This is a genomic window from Erythrobacter cryptus DSM 12079, assembly GCF_000422985.1.
Classification (GTDB): domain Bacteria; phylum Pseudomonadota; class Alphaproteobacteria; order Sphingomonadales; family Sphingomonadaceae; genus Erythrobacter; species Erythrobacter cryptus.
Genome location: NZ_KE383966.1, coordinates 107,296 through 123,231 on the forward strand (window position 1 = coordinate 107,296; position 15,936 = coordinate 123,231).

Here is a 15,936-nt window from a genome sequence, read left to right on the forward strand (position 1 = left end):
GGACAACCAGGCCAGGGATCAGCCATGCACGAGACAATGCCAGCGCGGGCGGCCGAGCTGCATGCGAACCAGCCGGCCGCCGCAGCCGCGCTCGCGCCGACCGCGGCAGGCGAGCGAATCGACACGCTCGATTTCATCCGCGGGATCGCGGTGATGGGCATTCTCGGGGCCAATATCATCGCCTTCGGCCAGCCCTTTGCCGCCTATCTCTATCCCGCCGCTTTCCTTACCGATCCCGGCGATCCGGGCGGGTGGCTGTGGATTGCCCAGTTCGTGCTTATCGATGGCAAGATGCGCGGGCTGTTCACCCTGCTGTTCGGCGCGGGCATGGTGCTGTTCATGGACAAGGCCTGGGAGAAGGGCGCCACCCGCTGGCTCCAGGCCTGGCGGCTCGTCATCCTGCTCGGTTTCGGGATGGTGCATTTCTTCTTCATCTGGCCGGGCGATATCCTTGCCTTTTACGCGCTTTACGGCCTCATCGCGCTCCTTTGCATGCGCTGGAGCATCAAGGCCCAGCTGGTGACGGGGCTTGGCGGTTACCTGCTGGGGGTGGTGGTCTATCTCGGCCTCAGCTTCCCTTGGGCAATCGTCGATACTCCGCTCGGCGAGAGCACGGACGAGATGCGCGCCCAGCGCGCCGCCCTCATCGCCGAGATCGACACCGCACTCGCGCGCGATGCGGTGCCAAGCGCGCTGATCCGCGAGGGCGATTATGCCGGGCTGGTGGCGCACCGGATCACCGAGCAATGGAGCGAGCCGCTGCAGAACGCGGCGCTGTTCGGCTTTGAAACCCTGCCGCTGATGCTGATCGGCATGGCGCTTTATCGGTTGGGCTTCTTCACCGGGGGAATTGCCCGGGCCAAGCTGCTGCGCTGGGGCTGGGCCGGGGTGATTGCGGGGGGGCTCGCCCATCTTGCGCTTGGCCTTGTCGTAAAGGCCGGGGGCTTTACCTATTACGTCACGCTGGCCGCCCTGATCGCCTGGAGCCCGCTGCCCCGGCTGTGGATGGTGCTGGGCCTGGCCGCCTTGCTGGTGGCCTATGCCCCCGGTGCGACCGGCTGGCTGGGCGAGCGGGTGCGCGCCGCGGGCCGGGCGGCCTTCACCAATTATCTCGGCACCTCGGTGGTGATGATGTTCGTGTTCCACGGCTGGGCGCTGGGACTTTTCGGCCAATTGAACCGCCCGCAGCTCTATCTGGTGATGCTGCTCGCCTGGGTGGTGATGTTGGCCTGGTCCAAGCCCTGGCTCGATCGCTATCGCTATGGCCCGCTCGAATGGCTGTGGCGCTGCCTCACCTATCGCCGGATGTTCGCGCTGCGCCGGTGATTTTCTCACTTGTTATTGAGAATAATTCGCATATATTCGCGCCTGCAAACGCCTCGCAGGAAAGATTCGCGCGCCCATGTATATCTGCATCTGCAACGCCATTCGTGAGAATGATTTGCGCAAGGCCGCGCTTGCCTGCGATGGCGATGCCGAGGCGACCTATGCCTGCCTCGGCAAGCGCCCCAATTGCGGCCAATGCCTTGGCGAGGCGCAGCAATTCATCGAGGCGGTCCGGGCGGCGGCGGCCTGCGAGTTCCTCGCAGTAGAAGCGGCCTGAGCCGCGATTGCGAACCGCTCGCAAATATATGATTCATAAAGAGATTTGATCGCCGCCCCCTTGCGGTGGGCCGTGGCATGCGGTTACAATGGCGCTGTTGCCGCTGGCCGGCTTTGACATTTCGCAAGGGACACACAGGCGATGAAGGGCGACCCCAAGGTCATCGACTATCTCAACCAGGCGCTCACCAACGAGCTCACCGCGATCAACCAGTATTGGCTGCATTACCGCGTGCTCGACAATTGGGGCCTCAAGAAGCTCGCCGCTTATGAACGCCACGAATCGATCGAGGAGATGGAGCACGCCGACAAGCTGGCCGAGCGCATCCTGTTCCTCGAGGCGCTGCCCAATTTCCAGGCGATCCACAAGCTCAAGGTGGGCGAGACGGTCGAAGAGGTGCTCAAGGCCGATCTCGCGCTCGAGCACGAGGCGATCCCGCTGCTGCGCGATGCGATCGAATATTGCGAAAGCGTGCGGGATTATGTGAGCCGCGATCTGTTCGCCCATATCCTCAAGAACGAGGAGGAGCATGTCGATTTTCTCGAAACCCAGTTCGAGCTGATCGAGCGCATGGGCCTTGCCAATTACTGCCAGCTGCAAAGCGCGCCCGCGGGCGACAGCTAGGGGCTTACACGAAGGTTTGCACTACGGGTGGGCAGGGCCGGGCGCGGCGCCTGCCCGTTCTTGCGCGCTAATCCTCGCTTGCCTGCGCGCCCACCGCCGCCAGCCGGGTCTCGAGCAGGAAGAAGCCAAGGCCAGTGACCAGCAGCACCATGGTGAGCACCCAGAGCATCGCGATGATCGTGCCGATCTGCGCCTTGATATAGGCCGAGACGAACAGCAGCATGATCACCGCGCTGATGATCACCGCCGCGGCGGTCGAGAACAAAATCGCCCCCTGCGCGAGCTTGCGCCGTCGCATCAGCCAGGCGTGTTCGCGCACCTGCCGGGCGCTTCGCTGATCGTCCATCCGGTCCTCGATCTTGTCGATCCGCTGGGCGATCCAGATCATCCGGCTCATGATCACGTTCATGATCGCCCCGATGCCGGAAAGCAGGAAGGCGGGCGCGAGCGAGAGCTGCACCACCTGTTGCACCCGCGGGGTGGAGGCGGTGCGCTCGAGAATCTCGAAGGCAAAGGGCTGGTGCGCGGCGGCGGAAAGCAAATCGGTGAGCATCATCCCTCCAGGGCAAAGGCGACCTTGTCCGCCAGCGCGGGGGCCTTGGGCGTGGCCACAGGCTCCCACTTCATGCGGGTAAAGTTGATGCGGAAGGCGCGGCCATCAGCGGTGAGGGCGTGGACGAGATCATGTTCGGTATCGCCCTCCGGCACGAAAATCTTGGCCAGCGTGCCGGGGGTCACGCCATCGTGGGCGATATCGGCGGGCACCGCGATCACGCCCACCGCCTGCGGTGGCACGCCGGAAACTTGCCGATCGCCCGGATAGGTCAGGTAATTGACCAGAAACAGCGCGATGTCGCTGGTGATGGCGCGCGTCCAGCGCACCTCCATGGCATCGCGTGTCGGCAAGGCGGCAAAGGTCTGTGCGTCGAGATCATAGAGCCTGGCGAAATCTCCAAGGATGGTCTTGGTCTGCGCCGCGCTCAACCCGCTGACGATGATCCGGCCCCTGACGCGTGCGGGCGCAGGTGCCGCAGCGCGCCGTGATGCGCCGGCGCGATATCGCGCTGCGAGTATGGCCACGATAACGCCGCAAACTATGCCTGCGGTGCCAAGCACAAGGGGGTCTTCCAGCATCTCGCCTAGTCCCTCGCGTAGGGGTTCTTGCTGGTCTTGAGCGTCACGCGCACCGGCACCGCATCAAAGCCGAGATTGGCGCGGATCGAATTGACGAGATAGCGCTCGTAGCTCTTGGGCAGCAGATCGAGCCGGTTGCCGAAGATCACGAAGCGCGGCGGGCGCGTGCCGGCCTGGGTGATGTAGCGCAGCTTGATCCGCTTGCCCCCCGGCGCCGGCGGCGGGTTGGCGGCGAGCGCATCGTCGAACCAGCGGTTGAGCGCAGCGGTCGGCACCCGTTTCGACCAGGCCTCGCGCAGATCGAAGGCGGCGGCGAGCAGCTGGTCAAGCCCCTTGCCGGTGCGCGCGCTCACCGCCAGCAGCGGCAGCCCGCGCACCTGCGCGAGGCCCTCGTCAAGCGCGGCGCGGATGCCGTTGAAGAGCTTGCTCGCATCCTCGGCCACATCCCACTTGTTGATCGCCACCATCAGCGCCCGGCCTTCCTCGAGCACCTGCGCGGCGATCTTCAGATCCTGGTGCTCAAGCCCCTTGGTGGCATCGAGCAGCAGCACCACCACCTCGGCAAAGTCCACCGCCCGGCGGGCATCGGCGACCGCGAGCTTTTCAAGCTTCTCGGTCACGTTGCGGCGCTTGCGCATCCCGGCGGTGTCGATCAGCCGCACCGCGCGCACCTCGCCCGATCGGGGATCGCGCCACTGCCAGTCCACCGCGATCGAATCGCGGGTGATCCCGGCCTCGGGGCCGGTGAGCAGGCGATCCTCGCCGAGCAGGCGGTTGACGAGGGTGGACTTGCCGGCATTGGGCCGTCCGACGATGGCAAGCTTGAGCGGCCCGGTGGGGCGTTCCTCGGCCTCGGCCTCGGCCTCGGCGGCGCGCCGGGCTTGCTCGGCTGCCTCGTAGGCCTCGGCCTTGGCGCCGATCAGCGGCCAGAGCGCGCCGAACAGATCTGCCACGCCCTCGCCATGCTCGGCCGAGATCGCCAGCGGCTCGCCAAGGCCCAGGGCATAGGCCTCGATCACACCGGCCTCGGCGGCTGCGCCTTCGGCCTTGTTGGCCACCAGCACCACCGGCACCGCCTGTTCGCGCAGGTAGCGGGCGATCTCGGCATCGAGCGGGGTGATCCCGGCGCGGGCATCGACCACGAACAGCGCGGCATCGGCGCCCGCGAGGCTCGCCTCGGTCTGCTTCCTCATCCGTCCGGGGAGCGAGAGTTCGTCCTCGTCCTCCCACCCGGCGGTATCGACGACGGTGAAGCGCAGTCCCGCCACAACAGCATCGCCCATGCGCCGGTCGCGCGTCACCCCGGGCTGGTCATCCACCAGCGCGAGCTTCTTGCCTACGAGGCGGTTGAACAGGGTGGACTTGCCGACATTGGGCCGCCCGATGATCACGACCTCGGGCTTGGCGGCCACGGGCGCGAAGGGGCCGGACGGATCGGGGGGGGGCGTAGCGGGGATGGGCATGGCCCGGCCCAAGTGGGCGCAATGGCGGGCTTTGGCAAGCCGGGGCGGCCTTCAGCCCTTGCGCGCCACCGGGGGATCCTCGCCCAGATCTTCAAACCAGGCCTCGACCGGGCCATTGAGCTTGATCGTCAGCGGCTGGCCCTTGCGGTCAACCGTCTTGCCCACCTGCACCCTGATCCAGCCTTCCGAGATCGAGTATTCCTCGACATCGCGGCGTACCGCGCCCTTGAAGCGCACGCCCACCCCGCGGCGCAGCAGCTCCGCGTTGAAGAAGGGGCTGGCCGGGTTGACGGCGAGGCGATCGGGCGGGACATCGGCACCTGAAGCGTTGGGCGCGGCCTCGGGCGCGCTGTCGGGCGGGAAAGAGGGGTTCTGGTCGCTCATCGCCCGCGCCCATAATCGCCCCCTTGCTCGCCTTCAAGCGTGTTGCGCTTGCTCTTTCGAGCGGAGCGGGATAGAGGCGCTGGCCAATACGCGCGGGGGGCCACGGCTTCCCGCGCGGCTTCGTTCGGGCAGGCGGGCGTGGCGAAATTGGTAGACGCGCCAGATTTAGGTTCTGGTATCGCAAGATGTGGGGGTTCGAGTCCCTTCGCCCGCACCAAGTTCGCTCCGGTCCGGCCCGTGCTTACGCCATTCTTTGCAAGAAGGTTCAAGACCAGTTCCCATGCAGACCCAGCAGACCGTCAACGAGGGGCTCAAGCGCGCCTACGTGATCACCTTCACCGCTGCCGAGCTGGCGGAGAAAGTCGATGCCGAGATCAAGAAGGTGGCGCCGCAGGTGCGGATGCCCGGTTTCCGCCCCGGCAAGGTGCCCGCCAACCTGATCCGCAAGATGCACGGGGCGGCGCTGCACGGGCAGGTGGTCAACGATGCCATCCGCGAGGCGGTGGACAGTCTGCTGCGTGACGAGGGCCTGCGCCCGGCGATGCAGCCCGAGGTGCGGCTCAATCCCGATTATGCCGAGGGCAAGGACGCCGAGATCACCGTCAACCTCGAGGTGCTGCCGCAGATCGAGGCGCCGAAAATCGAGGGGCTGAAGCTCGAAAAGCTGGTGGTGCCCGTCACCGATGAACAGGTGGACGAGGCGCTCGCCAGGATCGCCGCGCAGAACAAGAGCTACAAGGATGCAGCCAAGACGAAGAAGGCCGCCGCGGGCGATCAGCTGATCATCGATTTCGTCGGCAAGCTCGATGGCGAGCCTTTCGAGGGCGGCAGCGCCACCGATGCCGCGCTGGTGCTGGGTTCGGGCACCTTCATCCCCGGCTTCGAGGATGCGCTCATCGGGGTCAAGACCGGCGAGGAAAAGACCATCACCGTCACTTTCCCGGCCGATTACCAGGCCGCGCACCTTGCCGGCAAGGAAGCCACCTTCGATGTGACGGTCAAGGCGGTCAAGGTCGAGACCGAGACCAAGCTGGACGATGATTTTGCCAAGAGCCTCGGGCTCGACAGCCTCGACAAGCTCAAGGAGATCATGCGCGGCCAGCTCGAACAGCAGACCGCCGGGCTCACCCGCACCCAGATGAAGCGCGCCCTGCTCGATCAGCTCGCCGCGGGCCACAGCTTCGAGGTGCCAGCGAGCATGGTCGAGGCCGAGTTCCAGCAGATCTGGGCCCAGCTGGAACAGGAAGCGGCCAATGACGCCGATCCCGAGGCCGCGCGCAAGCAGATCGAGGCGGAGAAGGACGAATACCGCGCCATCGCCGAGCGGCGGGTGCGGCTTGGCCTGCTGCTTTCCGAGATCGGCCAGGCCAACGGGGTCGAGGTGACGGGGCAAGAAATGTCGATGCTGATCCAGCAGGCGGCGATGCAATACCGGCCCGAGGACCGCGAGCGCTTCGTGCAATACATCCAGTCCGAGCCGATGGCCGCCGCCCAGCTGCGCGCCCCGCTCTACGAGGACAAGGTGGTCGATTTCCTCTTTGACAAGGCCGAGATCACCACCCGCGAGGTGACCCTCGAGGAACTCCAGGCCGCGATCGAGGCGGAAGACACCGCCGAGGCTGCCCCTGCTCCGAAGAAGGATGCGCCCAAGAAGAAGGCTGCGGCGAAGAAGGAAGCAGCGGCCGAGGAAGCCCCCGCGGGTGAGGAAAAGCCGGCCAAGAAGGCTCCCACCAAGAAGCCCGCTGCCAAGCAGGAAGCCGCCCCGGCTGATGAGGGCGAGGCCAAGCCTGCCAAGAAGGCCCCGGCCAAGAAGGCGGCTGCCAAGAAGTGATCCGGCGCGGCCGGGGCTATTCCCCCGCCGCTTGCCACGGCTTGAACGAGGGCGCGGGCAGGGGGGCTGTCCGCGCCCTTTCGTATGCCGCGCCCGCTTTCAGCACCGCGTGATCCTGCCACTGCCCGCCGATGATGCTGAGGCCCACCGGCAGGCCCTCGATCGCGCCCATCGGCACGGTGAGATGCGGATAGCCCGCAATCGCGGCCAGATAGCCCGCGCCGATCCCCCCGGCGTAATTGTCGCCGTTGACAAGGTCGCTCGCCCAGGCCGGGCCGGTGGTGGGAGCGATGAGAAAGGCGACCTCGTGATCGTTCAGCAGCTTGTCGATCCCGTCCGCGCGGGAGAGGCGCCTCAGGGTGGCAAGGTTCTGTTCGTAAGCCGCGGCATCGGTGGTATCGAGCGCCTGCACCAACAGTTCCTGCCCGAACCAGCGCAGTTCCGCGTCCTCATGCGCGAGGTTGAAGCCGATCACCTCGGCGAGGCTGCGCGGCCCGTCCGCGACGGGGCGTGTGGCGAGATATTTGTCCAGCTCCTCGCGCAGTTCATAAAGCAGCACGGGAAGTTCGGCCTCCCACAATGCGCGCGGCGGGGTGTATTCGACATCGATAAGCACCGCGCCTGCGCGGGCCAGATCGGCCAGAGCCTGCGCGAACAGCGCCGCGATCGCCGGGCGGCTCCCCACCGCGCCGCGCAGCACCCCGATGCGCACGCCATCGAGCGAGGCGGTGTCCAGCCCTTGGGTGTAATCCTTGACGCGGCGAGCTTCGAGCGTCACCGGATCGGCCTTGTCCTCTCCCGCAATGGCGGTGAGCAGCAGCGCGGCATCGTGCACCGTGCGGGTCATCGGCCCGGCGGTGTCCTGCGTGCGCGAGATCGGTACCACGTGGGTGCGGCTGACGATCCCGACGCTGGGCTTGAACCCGACGATGCCGTTGACGCTCGCCGGGCAGGTGATCGAGCCATTGGTCTCGGTGCCGATCGCACCCCAGGCAAGCCCCGCCGCCACCGCAGCGCCGCTGCCGCTCGAGGAGCCGCAGGGGTTGCGGTCGGTGGCATGGGGGTTCTTCGTCAGCCCGCCAATCGCGCTCCACCCGCTGGTGGAATTGTCCGAGCGGATATTGGCCCATTCGGAAAGATTGGTCTTGCCCAGCACCACCCCGCCCGCGGCCCTGAGGTTGGCGACAAGCGGCGCATCGCGCCCGGTGAGGTTGCCGGCAAGGGCAAGGCTGCCCGCGGTGGTCGGCCATTCGGCGGTCTCGATATTGTCCTTCACCAGCACGGTGCGGCCCTTGAGGATTCCCTTGTCGGCTTGGGCGCGGGCCTTGGCCGCGGGGGCGGGATCGTGGACGATCACGGCATTGAGGCGCGGCCCGGCATCATCGAGCGCGGCGATGCGCTGCGCATGGGCCTGCGCCATGGCGGCGGCATCCTCGGCGCTCTCCTGGGCCAGAGCGGCGAGCGTGAACGAAGCGAGCAACAGGGCAAGCGCGGGGCCGGCAAGACGGATGGTCATCATGCCGCACGGCTTGGCCACGCATCCCGGCTGCGGCAAGGGGCAATTCATCCCCCCGCGCGCCTGCGCCGGCCCCCGGCAATTCACAGGGGCATGGTAAACGGCCTTGAAATTGCCCCGCGCCTGACGACATAGCCAAGGAAAGTTTCAGGAAGGACACCATCCCCGATGATCGATCTGTTCGGCAATGTTGGCGAAACCTATGGCGCGCAGGGCAAGTTCACGCGCGATCCGCTCACCGGGGCGCTGGTGCCGGTGGTGGTCGAACAGACCAGCCGGGGGGAACGCAGCTTCGACATCTTCTCCCGCCTGCTGCGCGAGCGGATCGTGTTCGTCACCGGGCAGATCGAGGACACCATGGCGAGCCTGATCGTCGCCCAGCTCCTGTTCCTCGAAAGCGAGAACCCGTCGAAGCCGATCAGCATGTATATCAACTCGCCCGGCGGGGTGGTGACCGCGGGCCTCGCCATCTATGACACCATGCAATATATCCGCCCGCGGGTGTCGACCGTGTGCATCGGCCAGGCGGCGAGCATGGGCAGCTTCCTCCTCGCCGCGGGCGAGCCGGGGATGCGCATCGCCCTTCCCAATTCGCGGATCATGATCCACCAGCCCTCGGGCGGGGCGCGCGGCATGGCCTCGGACATCGAGATCCAGGCGCGCGAGATCCTGCGCATCCGCAGCCGCATGAACGACCTTTACGTCAGGTTCACCGGCCGCAGCCTCGAGGAGATCGAGAAGGCGATGGACCGTGACACCTTCCTTGAGGCCGAGGAAGCCAAGGCCTTTGGCCTGGTTGACAAGGTGTTCGAGACCCGGCCCGAGACCGAGGAGAGCGGCGATGACAGCGGCTCTGGCGGTGCGCCCGATTAAGCTGCGGCGCGCTGCCTGGCCCGGGGCGGGACAGGGGCATGTCACCCCTGCCACTTGCGCCACTTGCCGCCCCGGCCAGCCATGCTAACCCCACCATTTCATGCAGCGCGTGTTGATTCATCCGGCGCGCACGATACATTTGCACAATCCGCCCGCGGTGTTCCGGCGCCTGCCCATGCGGATTCGAGGACACAGGAATGACCAAATTGAGCGGATCGGACAGCAAGAGCACCCTCTATTGCAGCTTCTGCGGCAAGTCGCAGCACGAGGTGCGCAAGCTGATCGCCGGGCCGACGGTGTTCATCTGCGATGAATGCGTCGAGCTGTGCAACGACATCATCCGCGAGGAGACCAAGGCCGGGATCGCCGGGAAGAAGGACGGCGAGATCCCGACGCCGATGGATATCTTCACCACGCTCAACGATTACGTGATCGGGCAGGATCGGGCCAAGCGCGTGCTCTCGGTCGCGGTGCACAATCACTACAAGCGCTTGAAGCACTCCGGCAAGGCGGGCGATGTGGAACTGGCCAAGTCCAACATCCTGCTCGTCGGCCCCACCGGCAGCGGCAAGACCCTGCTCGCCCAGACGCTGGCGCGCACCTTCGATGTGCCCTTCACCATGGCCGATGCCACCACGCTGACCGAGGCGGGCTATGTCGGTGAGGATGTGGAGAACATCATTTTGAAGCTGCTCCAGGCTTCCGACTACAATGTCGAGAAGGCCCAGCAGGGGATCGTCTATATCGACGAGATCGACAAGATCACCCGCAAGGCTGAAAACCCCTCGATCACCCGCGACGTTTCGGGCGAAGGGGTGCAGCAGGCGCTCTTGAAGCTCATGGAAGGCACCACCGCTTCCGTTCCGCCGCAGGGTGGGCGCAAGCATCCGCAGCAGGAATTCTTGCAGGTGGACACCACCAACATCCTGTTCATCTGCGGCGGCGCCTTTGCCGGGCTCGACAAGATCATTGCCGATCGCCTGCAGAAGCGCTCGATCGGCTTTGGTGCCCATGTCGCCGATCCGGACAAGCGCCGGGTGGGCGAGCTGCTCGAGAAGTGCGAGCCGGAAGACCTGTTGAAGTTCGGCCTCATCCCCGAATTCGTCGGGCGCCTGCCGGTGATCGCGACGCTGCACGATCTCGACATCCCGGCGCTGGTGACGATCCTCAAGGAGCCCAAGAACGCGCTGGTGAAGCAATATCGCAAGCTCTTCGAGCTTGAGGATGTGGAACTGACCTTCACCGATGATGCCCTGCAGGCGATCGCCGAGCGTGCGATCAAGCGCAAGACCGGGGCGCGCGGGCTGCGCTCGATCGTCGAGGGCCTGCTGCTCGACACGATGTTCGACCTGCCCGACATGAAAGGCGTCACCGAAATCGTCATCGACCGCGAAGTGGTGGAGGGCAAGAAGGACCCGATCCGCGTCCACGGCGGCGAAGCCAAGAAGGAAGCCGCGGCCTGAGGCGCCGCTAGGCCGGCGGCGCGCCTGCGCGCCCACGCCATTCATCTGCACAGTGGGCTGGCCTGCGCGGTCGGCCTTGCCATGATCTCGGCGCCTCGGCCGCGCCCCGTCATGGGGCGGCGGCTTTGCCGCGCGCATTGCGCCAAGCTGTCCTTGCCACGCGAAAAAACCCCGTCCGGCGCTAAGGGAAGGGCCGGACGGGGTCGGGAGAGGCGCCGCCCCCGGAGCGTAGGGGTGGGGGAACGGGAGCGGCGCAAAGGCGATGGCGCGGCGATCAGGCGGGCAGGAACACCCCGTCGGTGACGTGGATCACCCCGTTCGAGGTCATCACGTCGGCCTGCACCACGGCGGTCTTGCCGCCCTTGGCATCAATGATCACCACCTTGCCGCCCTCGAGCATGGCGGTGAGCGTGCCGCCCTGCACCGTGGTGAGGGTGGCCTTGCCGCCATTGGCGTTGATGAGCTTGACAAGGTCGCCCGCGCTCACCTTGCCGGCCACCGCGTGATAGGTGAGGATCGCGGTCAGCCTCGCCTTGTTCTCGGGCTTGACCAGCGTCTCGACCGTGCCCGCCGGGAGCTTGGCAAAGGCGGCATCGGTGGGGGCGAAGATGGTGAAGGGGCCGGGGCCGGCGAGCACCTCGACAAGGCCAGCCGCCTTGACCGCGGCGACCAGGGTGTTGTGCGCGCCGGTGCCCATGGCGGTCTCGACAATATTGGCCGAGGCTTCGGCGGCAGCGCCGTGCCCGGGGTGGCCCTGCGCCAGGGCCGGGGCGGCGGCGAGGGGCGCGCCGAGCGCGAGCGTGGCGGCAAGGGCGGTGCGGATCGGGGTGAGCTTCACGATAAGGTCTCCATGGGCATTGGTTGGCCAGGGGGGCGCCTGAGGGGGTCAGGCGGGCAAGCCCCTCCCGCTTGCCGAAGGAGCTACGCGGCGCGGCGCGCGGGGGATGCGCGCTTGTTGCAAATGCGGATGAATTGCCGCTCCTGTGCGGCGAGTGGTTGGCGGCCTCAAACCCGGCCGAGCGCGCCCCGGGCCACCACCGGCCCGGCCGCCGCCCCGGCAGGCTTGCCGCCGATCGGCTCGCGGGTCAGCACCAGCCGCGCGCCCTCGCCGATCTGGGCAGCGAGCTCGTCCGGCACGGCCATGCTGCGCACCGTCCCCGGCGCGATCACCCCGAGCGAATGCAGCGCGCGGCCATCGGCCCCCACCAGCCAGAGCTGGTGATCGTGCACCCCGTCCGCCGCCAGACCCAGCGCGGTGACGATCATTCGGCGGCTTTCGGGCACATAGGTGACATCGAGCCTGAGGCCGCCATCGCCCAGCGGGATCGCCGCCACCATCGGTGCGGGCGGCTCCGCCGGAGCGCGCAGCGGCCCCAGCGCGAGCCATGCCAGCGCCACCACCGCCGCTGCGCTCGCCAGCCCGGCGATCCAGCGCCAGCGCCGCAGCCGGGCTTGAAGATCGGCGATGCGCGCGCCGAGCTGTTCCGGCTCTGCCGCCGCGGCGCGCTGGGCTGCCACCCGCGCGGCGATCGCCTGCCACACGTGTTCGCCCGGCTCGGCCCCGGGGATCGCATCGGCGAGCGGGGCAAACCAGCCATCCCACCATTCCTTGCGCCAGGCAAAGGCGGGGTCGGTGGCATATTTGCCGCGCGCGGCGAGCAGTTCCTCGCCCTCGAGCAGGCCGAGCGACCATTCCGCGGCGATCATCGGATCGTCGCGCTCGGGCGCGCCCTGGGCATTGTCCTCGGGCGTGCTCATGCCGCCTCGCTCGCTTCGAGACAGGCGCGCAGGCGTTGCAGGCCGCGGCGGATCCAGCTCTTCATCGTTCCCAGCGGCACGCCCGCGCGCTCGGCCAGCTGGGCATAGGTCAGGCCACCGAAGAAGGCGTCGCGGATGTGCTGGCGGGTGCGCGCGTCGAGCCGCTCGAGGCACTGGTGGATCTGCGCGGTCTGCTCGGCATCGATCAGCAGCGCGTCGGCCAGCGGGGCCTCATCGGGCAGCGGCAGCGCCTCCTCGATCTCCACCGCCCCGCCGCGCACCTTGCCGGTGCGCAGCCGATCGATCGCGCGATTGCGGGCAAAGGCCGCCAGCCACGCGATCGGGCTGGCGCGCGCGGGGTCATAGCGGTCAGCCCGCTGCCAGAGTTGGACATAGACGTCCTGCAAGGCGTCCTCGGCTTCCTTTCGATCGCCCAAGATACGCAAGGTGATGCCGAACAGCTTCACCCGGGTGAGGCGATAGACCTCCTCGAGCGCCGCCTCGTCCCCGGCGGCAAGCCGGGCCATCGCCTGGCGCAGCGCGGCGCGGGTATCTTCGGGGCCGGGGCGCGCGCGGGTGGCCATCAGCCTGGCATTCCGGCGCGGGCCTCGCAGGGGTGCGGGCAGGGTTCTTCGCCGCTTTCGATCTGCAAGGTCGCATGGCCCACCCCGAAGCGCGTCTCGAGCGAGGCGGCGATCGCCCGCAAGGTGCCGTCCGAGGCGCGCCCGCCCGGCATCACCAGATGCGCGGTGAGCGCGGTTTCGGTGGTCGAGATCGGCCAGACGTGCAGGTCATGCACCGCGCTCACCCCTTCGACGCTGGCAAGATGGGCGCGCACCTCGGCAAGGTCGATTCCTTCCGGGGCGGCGAGCAGGCCCATGGTGAGGCTGTCGCGCGCAAGGCCCCAGGTGCCGCGCGCGATCACCGCCACGATGACAAGGCTCACCAGCGGATCGATCCAGGCAAGGCCGGTAAGAAGGATCGCCGCCCCGGCCAGCACCACGCCGAGCGAGACCAGCGCATCGGCGGCCATGTGGAGATAGGCACCGCGGATGTTGAGATCCTCCTGACCGCGCATGAACAGCATGGCGGTGAACGCATTGATCGCAATCCCGATCCCGGCGACGATCATCATCACCAGCCCCTGCGGCTCCTGCGGCTGCATCAGCCGGTGCAGCGTCTCGATCAGGATCGCCCCCACCGCCACCGCCAGCAGCAGGGCATTGGCCAGCGCGGCAAGGATGGTCGAGCTCTTGTAGCCATAGGTGAAGCGCCCCCGCGGCGCGCGGCGCGCGGCCAGGCTGGCAAGCCAGGCAAGCGCGAGTGCAAGCACGTCGGAAAGATTGTGCCCGGCATCGGCAATGAGCGCCATCGAGCCATAAACAAGACCCGCCGCCGCCTCGATCACCACGAAGGTGATGTTGAGGCCGATCCCGATGAGGAAGGCTCGGCCGAAATCGGCAGGGCCATGGTGGTGCCCGCGCGAATCGTGGAGGCCATGACAATCGGACGCAGCCGCGCCCGCATCGCCGTGCGCAGCGGTGTGCGCGTGCGCGTGCGCGTGGGTGTGGGCGTGGCTGTGGGTGTGGGCGCGGGCCATGGTGCTGCTAGTTGTAAACGCAGGCATCGAGCCCGTCACGCCTGACAATGCCGATGCGCCGCTGGATGCGGTTGCCATGGGCGGCAAGCCAGCCGCGCGGCGCCTTGACCGAGCGCTTCTTGGGGCTGGGCAGGGCCGCGGCCATGCGCGATGCCTCGTCGGCGGAAAGGCGCGCGGCCGAATGGCCGAAATAGCGCTGCGCCCCGGCCTCGGCGCCATAGGTGCCGATCCCGGTTTCGGCGACGTTCAAATAGACCTCCATGATCCGCCGCTTGCCCCACACCGCCTCGATCCAGAAGGTGAACCAGGCCTCCAGCCCCTTGCGCAGGAAGCCGCCGCCCTGCCACAGGAACACGTTCTTGGCGGTCTGCTGGCTGATGGTCGAGCCGCCGCGGATGCGCCCGCCGTTTGCGGCCGCCTCCATGTTCTCGCGCATCGCCTGCTCGATCGCCTCGGCATCAAAGCCGAAATGCTGGCAGAAGCGCGAATCTTCCGCAGCGATCACCGCAGCGACGAGGTTGCGGTCGATATGCCCGAGGCTCTCCCAGTCCTTGGTGAAGCCGTTTTCGTCCATCAGCATGGTGGCGGTGACGGGCACAGGCAGCCACTTGAAGGCGATCACCAGGATCAGCGTGAGGCCGACGAACCACAAAATGGCCTTGGCGGCATAGCGGGCAAGGGCGCGCATCATGGAACGCGGCTTAGCGCCACGCGGCGCGGCAGGAAAGCGCGGCTTTGTTCGCGCAATGTTTCACGTGAAACATTGGCAATGGCGCCATCGGGGGCGCTGCAAGGCGCCGCGCGCCCCCGGAAGTGGGGCAAAGCTGGCGCAAAGGGCGTGCAAAGCCCGCACCAGGCCGGCGCGGTTACGCCACCCCCGCCAGCAGCCGTTCGCCCGCGATGCGCGGCATCGCCTTTGGGCGCTTTCCCGATGTGCGCTCTTGCCCTATGCTTGCGGAAATGCGCCAATTCTTTTGCCTTGCCGCCCTTGCTCTGGCCGCTCCTCTCTGCGCGGCGGAGCCGGAGCGGGAGGCGGACTATGAGTGGCAGTCCGAAAGGCTGCACGCGCCGGTGCCGCTCTATACCTTTGCCTGGCGCGATCTGTGGCCGCGCAGCATCGAGAACCCGGGACCGGATGTGATTGTCGGGTGTGAAAGCCGGGTCGCCTTTGGTGATTGGCATTTCACCCCCAATCCGGCCGACAGCTCGGGCAGCGATTTCTGGCTGCGCATCGCCAATTACGGCGTCTTCCACTGCGCGGCCAACCTCTACAAGGCCGACGCGCGCGAGGAAGTCGACGCGGGCGATTTCAGCCGCGGCCTGTTCGCGCGGATCGGCGAGGGCCGCGCCAACGGCAAGACCTATGAGCTGTGGGCGTTGCAGGAAGGCTTCGTTCCGGGCAGCAGTTACATGTTGCTGGCGCGCGCGAAGGGCGAAGACGACGGTATCGTCGCGCGCTTCGACGTGTTGCAGGTCCGTTGCCCGTCACGCTGGCGGCGTCGGGCGGAGGATATGGATGTCTGGCTGACCCGCTATTGCGCGGTCGAAAACCGGGATGACTTGCTCGCCTTTGCCCGGCGGATGCTGCGCGAGCCGTTTCTCGGCGAATTGCGGCGCGAGGAAGAAACGGGGCCGGATGCCGAAGCACCCGACCCCTCCATTTCCGGTTCCTGAGCGGCCGGAGCGA

The 15,936-nt window shown here is 67.3% G+C and carries 17 protein-coding genes and 1 tRNA gene; 8 read left to right on the forward strand and 10 right to left on the reverse strand.

All coding sequences use genetic code 11. The features are described from left to right. The first annotated feature begins 24 nt into the window (after positions 1–24). The 3 genes from G524_RS0112675 (at position 25) to bfr (ending at position 2,227) form a co-directional block, all read left to right on the forward strand. Complete coding sequence (locus G524_RS0112675) at positions 25–1,326, forward strand: DUF418 domain-containing protein (protein WP_036857968.1); 1,302 nt, start codon at positions 25–27, stop codon at positions 1,324–1,326. A gap of 76 nt (positions 1,327–1,402) precedes the next feature. Next, complete coding sequence (locus tag G524_RS0112680) at positions 1,403–1,603, forward strand: (2Fe-2S)-binding protein (RefSeq protein WP_027444015.1); 201 nt, start codon at positions 1,403–1,405, stop codon at positions 1,601–1,603. A gap of 141 nt (positions 1,604–1,744) precedes the next feature. Beyond that, the gene (bfr, locus tag G524_RS0112685; RefSeq protein ID WP_027444016.1) at positions 1,745–2,227 is read left to right on the forward strand and encodes a bacterioferritin; all 483 of its coding nucleotides are present in this window, start codon (positions 1,745–1,747) and stop codon (positions 2,225–2,227) included. A gap of 67 nt (positions 2,228–2,294) precedes the next feature. Here the strand turns inward: bfr and G524_RS0112690 are convergent, their stop codons facing one another. The 4 genes from G524_RS0112690 to G524_RS0112705 all read right to left on the reverse strand — a co-directional run bounded on the left by G524_RS0112690 (position 2,295) and on the right by G524_RS0112705 (position 5,208). Then, on the reverse strand, positions 2,295–2,783 hold the full coding sequence (locus tag G524_RS0112690; RefSeq protein ID WP_245561371.1) for a DUF2721 domain-containing protein: 489 nt from the start codon (positions 2,781–2,783) through the stop codon (positions 2,295–2,297). Further along, positions 2,780–3,211: a hypothetical protein gene (locus G524_RS0112695; protein WP_027444018.1), complete on the reverse strand. Its 432-nt coding sequence runs from the start codon at positions 3,209–3,211 to the stop codon at positions 2,780–2,782. The genes G524_RS0112690 and G524_RS0112695 overlap by 4 nt, the downstream gene beginning before the upstream one ends. Positions 3,212–3,366: 155 nt before the next feature. Then, a complete protein-coding gene (gene der, locus G524_RS0112700; RefSeq protein ID WP_051221234.1) occupies positions 3,367–4,824 on the reverse strand; it encodes a ribosome biogenesis GTPase Der in 1,458 nt (485 codons plus the stop codon). Between the two features lie 51 nt (positions 4,825–4,875). Next, positions 4,876–5,208: a DUF3297 family protein gene (locus G524_RS0112705; RefSeq protein ID WP_027444020.1), complete on the reverse strand. Its 333-nt coding sequence runs from the start codon at positions 5,206–5,208 to the stop codon at positions 4,876–4,878. A gap of 132 nt (positions 5,209–5,340) precedes the next feature. On the opposite strand from G524_RS0112705, the gene G524_RS0112710 reads away from it, so the two are divergent. Beyond that, positions 5,341–5,425: transfer RNA gene (locus G524_RS0112710), tRNA-Leu, on the forward strand. A gap of 63 nt (positions 5,426–5,488) precedes the next feature. Beyond that, positions 5,489–7,039, forward strand: coding sequence for a trigger factor (gene tig / locus G524_RS0112715; RefSeq protein ID WP_027444021.1), 1,551 nt, complete (start codon positions 5,489–5,491; stop codon positions 7,037–7,039). A gap of 16 nt (positions 7,040–7,055) precedes the next feature. On the opposite strand, the gene G524_RS16000 is transcribed toward tig, so the two are convergent. After that, a complete protein-coding gene (locus tag G524_RS16000; protein WP_036857971.1) occupies positions 7,056–8,558 on the reverse strand; it encodes an amidase in 1,503 nt (500 codons plus the stop codon). 165 nt (positions 8,559–8,723) lie between these two features. On the opposite strand from G524_RS16000, the gene clpP reads away from it, so the two are divergent. Both clpP and clpX read left to right on the forward strand, forming a co-directional pair. Continuing rightward, positions 8,724–9,428 carry an ATP-dependent Clp endopeptidase proteolytic subunit ClpP gene (gene clpP / locus G524_RS0112725; RefSeq protein WP_027444022.1) on the forward strand — a complete coding sequence of 235 codons (705 nt, stop codon included), beginning with the start codon at positions 8,724–8,726 and terminating at the stop codon, positions 9,426–9,428. 197 nt (positions 9,429–9,625) lie between these two features. After that, positions 9,626–10,891 carry an ATP-dependent Clp protease ATP-binding subunit ClpX gene (gene clpX, locus G524_RS0112730; protein WP_027444023.1) on the forward strand — a complete coding sequence of 422 codons (1,266 nt, stop codon included), beginning with the start codon at positions 9,626–9,628 and terminating at the stop codon, positions 10,889–10,891. Positions 10,892–11,165: 274 nt separating this feature from the next. Here clpX and G524_RS0112735 read toward each other — a convergent pair whose 3' ends face one another. From G524_RS0112735 to mtgA, 5 genes are all read right to left on the reverse strand, one after another. Further along, positions 11,166–11,729 (reverse strand): fasciclin domain-containing protein, encoded by a 564-nt coding sequence (locus G524_RS0112735; RefSeq protein WP_027444024.1) that lies wholly within the window; start codon positions 11,727–11,729, stop codon positions 11,166–11,168. A 167-nt stretch (positions 11,730–11,896) separates the two neighbouring features. After that, on the reverse strand, positions 11,897–12,649 hold the full coding sequence (locus tag G524_RS0112740) for an anti-sigma factor domain-containing protein (RefSeq protein WP_027444025.1): 753 nt from the start codon (positions 12,647–12,649) through the stop codon (positions 11,897–11,899). Continuing rightward, on the reverse strand, positions 12,646–13,233 hold the full coding sequence (locus G524_RS0112745) for a sigma-70 family RNA polymerase sigma factor (RefSeq protein ID WP_027444026.1): 588 nt from the start codon (positions 13,231–13,233) through the stop codon (positions 12,646–12,648). Before G524_RS0112745 ends, G524_RS0112740 begins: the two co-directional genes overlap by 4 nt. Beyond that, entirely contained in the window at positions 13,233–14,249 is a 1,017-nt protein-coding gene (locus tag G524_RS0112750; RefSeq protein WP_051221236.1) for a cation diffusion facilitator family transporter, read from the reverse strand. Before G524_RS0112750 ends, G524_RS0112745 begins: the two co-directional genes overlap by 1 nt. Positions 14,250–14,256: 7 nt before the next feature. Next, positions 14,257–14,937: a monofunctional biosynthetic peptidoglycan transglycosylase gene (gene mtgA, locus G524_RS0112755; RefSeq protein ID WP_156894104.1), complete on the reverse strand. Its 681-nt coding sequence runs from the start codon at positions 14,935–14,937 to the stop codon at positions 14,257–14,259. Positions 14,938–15,149: 212 nt separating this feature from the next. Between mtgA and G524_RS16005 the strand changes: the two genes are divergently transcribed. Further along, positions 15,150–15,923, forward strand: a complete 774-nt coding sequence (locus G524_RS16005) for a hypothetical protein (RefSeq protein WP_156894096.1) — start codon at positions 15,150–15,152, stop codon at positions 15,921–15,923. Positions 15,924–15,936: the final 13 nt, after the last annotated feature.

Bases quoted from the DNA above. Each gene is read 5' to 3' on its own strand.
- G524_RS0112675 (WP_036857968.1), top strand. From the start codon at position 25: ATGCACGAGACAATGCCAGCGCGGGCGGCCGAGCTGCATGCGAACCAG.
- G524_RS0112680 (WP_027444015.1), top strand. From the start codon at position 1,403: ATGTATATCTGCATCTGCAACGCCATTCGTGAGAATGATTTGCGCAAG.
- bfr (WP_027444016.1), top strand. From the start codon at position 1,745: ATGAAGGGCGACCCCAAGGTCATCGACTATCTCAACCAGGCGCTCACC.
- G524_RS0112690 (WP_245561371.1), bottom strand. From the start codon at position 2,783: ATGATGCTCACCGATTTGCTTTCCGCCGCCGCGCACCAGCCCTTTGCC.
- der (WP_051221234.1), bottom strand. From the start codon at position 4,824: ATGCCCATCCCCGCTACGCCCCCCCCCGATCCGTCCGGCCCCTTCGCG.
- G524_RS0112705 (WP_027444020.1), bottom strand. From the start codon at position 5,208: ATGAGCGACCAGAACCCCTCTTTCCCGCCCGACAGCGCGCCCGAGGCC.
- tig (WP_027444021.1), top strand. From the start codon at position 5,489: ATGCAGACCCAGCAGACCGTCAACGAGGGGCTCAAGCGCGCCTACGTG.
- G524_RS16000 (WP_036857971.1), bottom strand. From the start codon at position 8,558: ATGATGACCATCCGTCTTGCCGGCCCCGCGCTTGCCCTGTTGCTCGCT.
- clpP (WP_027444022.1), top strand. From the start codon at position 8,724: ATGATCGATCTGTTCGGCAATGTTGGCGAAACCTATGGCGCGCAGGGC.
- clpX (WP_027444023.1), top strand. From the start codon at position 9,626: ATGACCAAATTGAGCGGATCGGACAGCAAGAGCACCCTCTATTGCAGC.
- G524_RS0112740 (WP_027444025.1), bottom strand. From the start codon at position 12,649: ATGAGCACGCCCGAGGACAATGCCCAGGGCGCGCCCGAGCGCGACGAT.
- G524_RS0112745 (WP_027444026.1), bottom strand. From the start codon at position 13,233: ATGGCCACCCGCGCGCGCCCCGGCCCCGAAGATACCCGCGCCGCGCTG.
- G524_RS0112750 (WP_051221236.1), bottom strand. From the start codon at position 14,249: ATGGCCCGCGCCCACACCCACAGCCACGCCCACACCCACGCGCACGCG.
- mtgA (WP_156894104.1), bottom strand. From the start codon at position 14,937: ATGCGCGCCCTTGCCCGCTATGCCGCCAAGGCCATTTTGTGGTTCGTC.
- G524_RS16005 (WP_156894096.1), top strand. From the start codon at position 15,150: ATGCGCGGCATCGCCTTTGGGCGCTTTCCCGATGTGCGCTCTTGCCCT.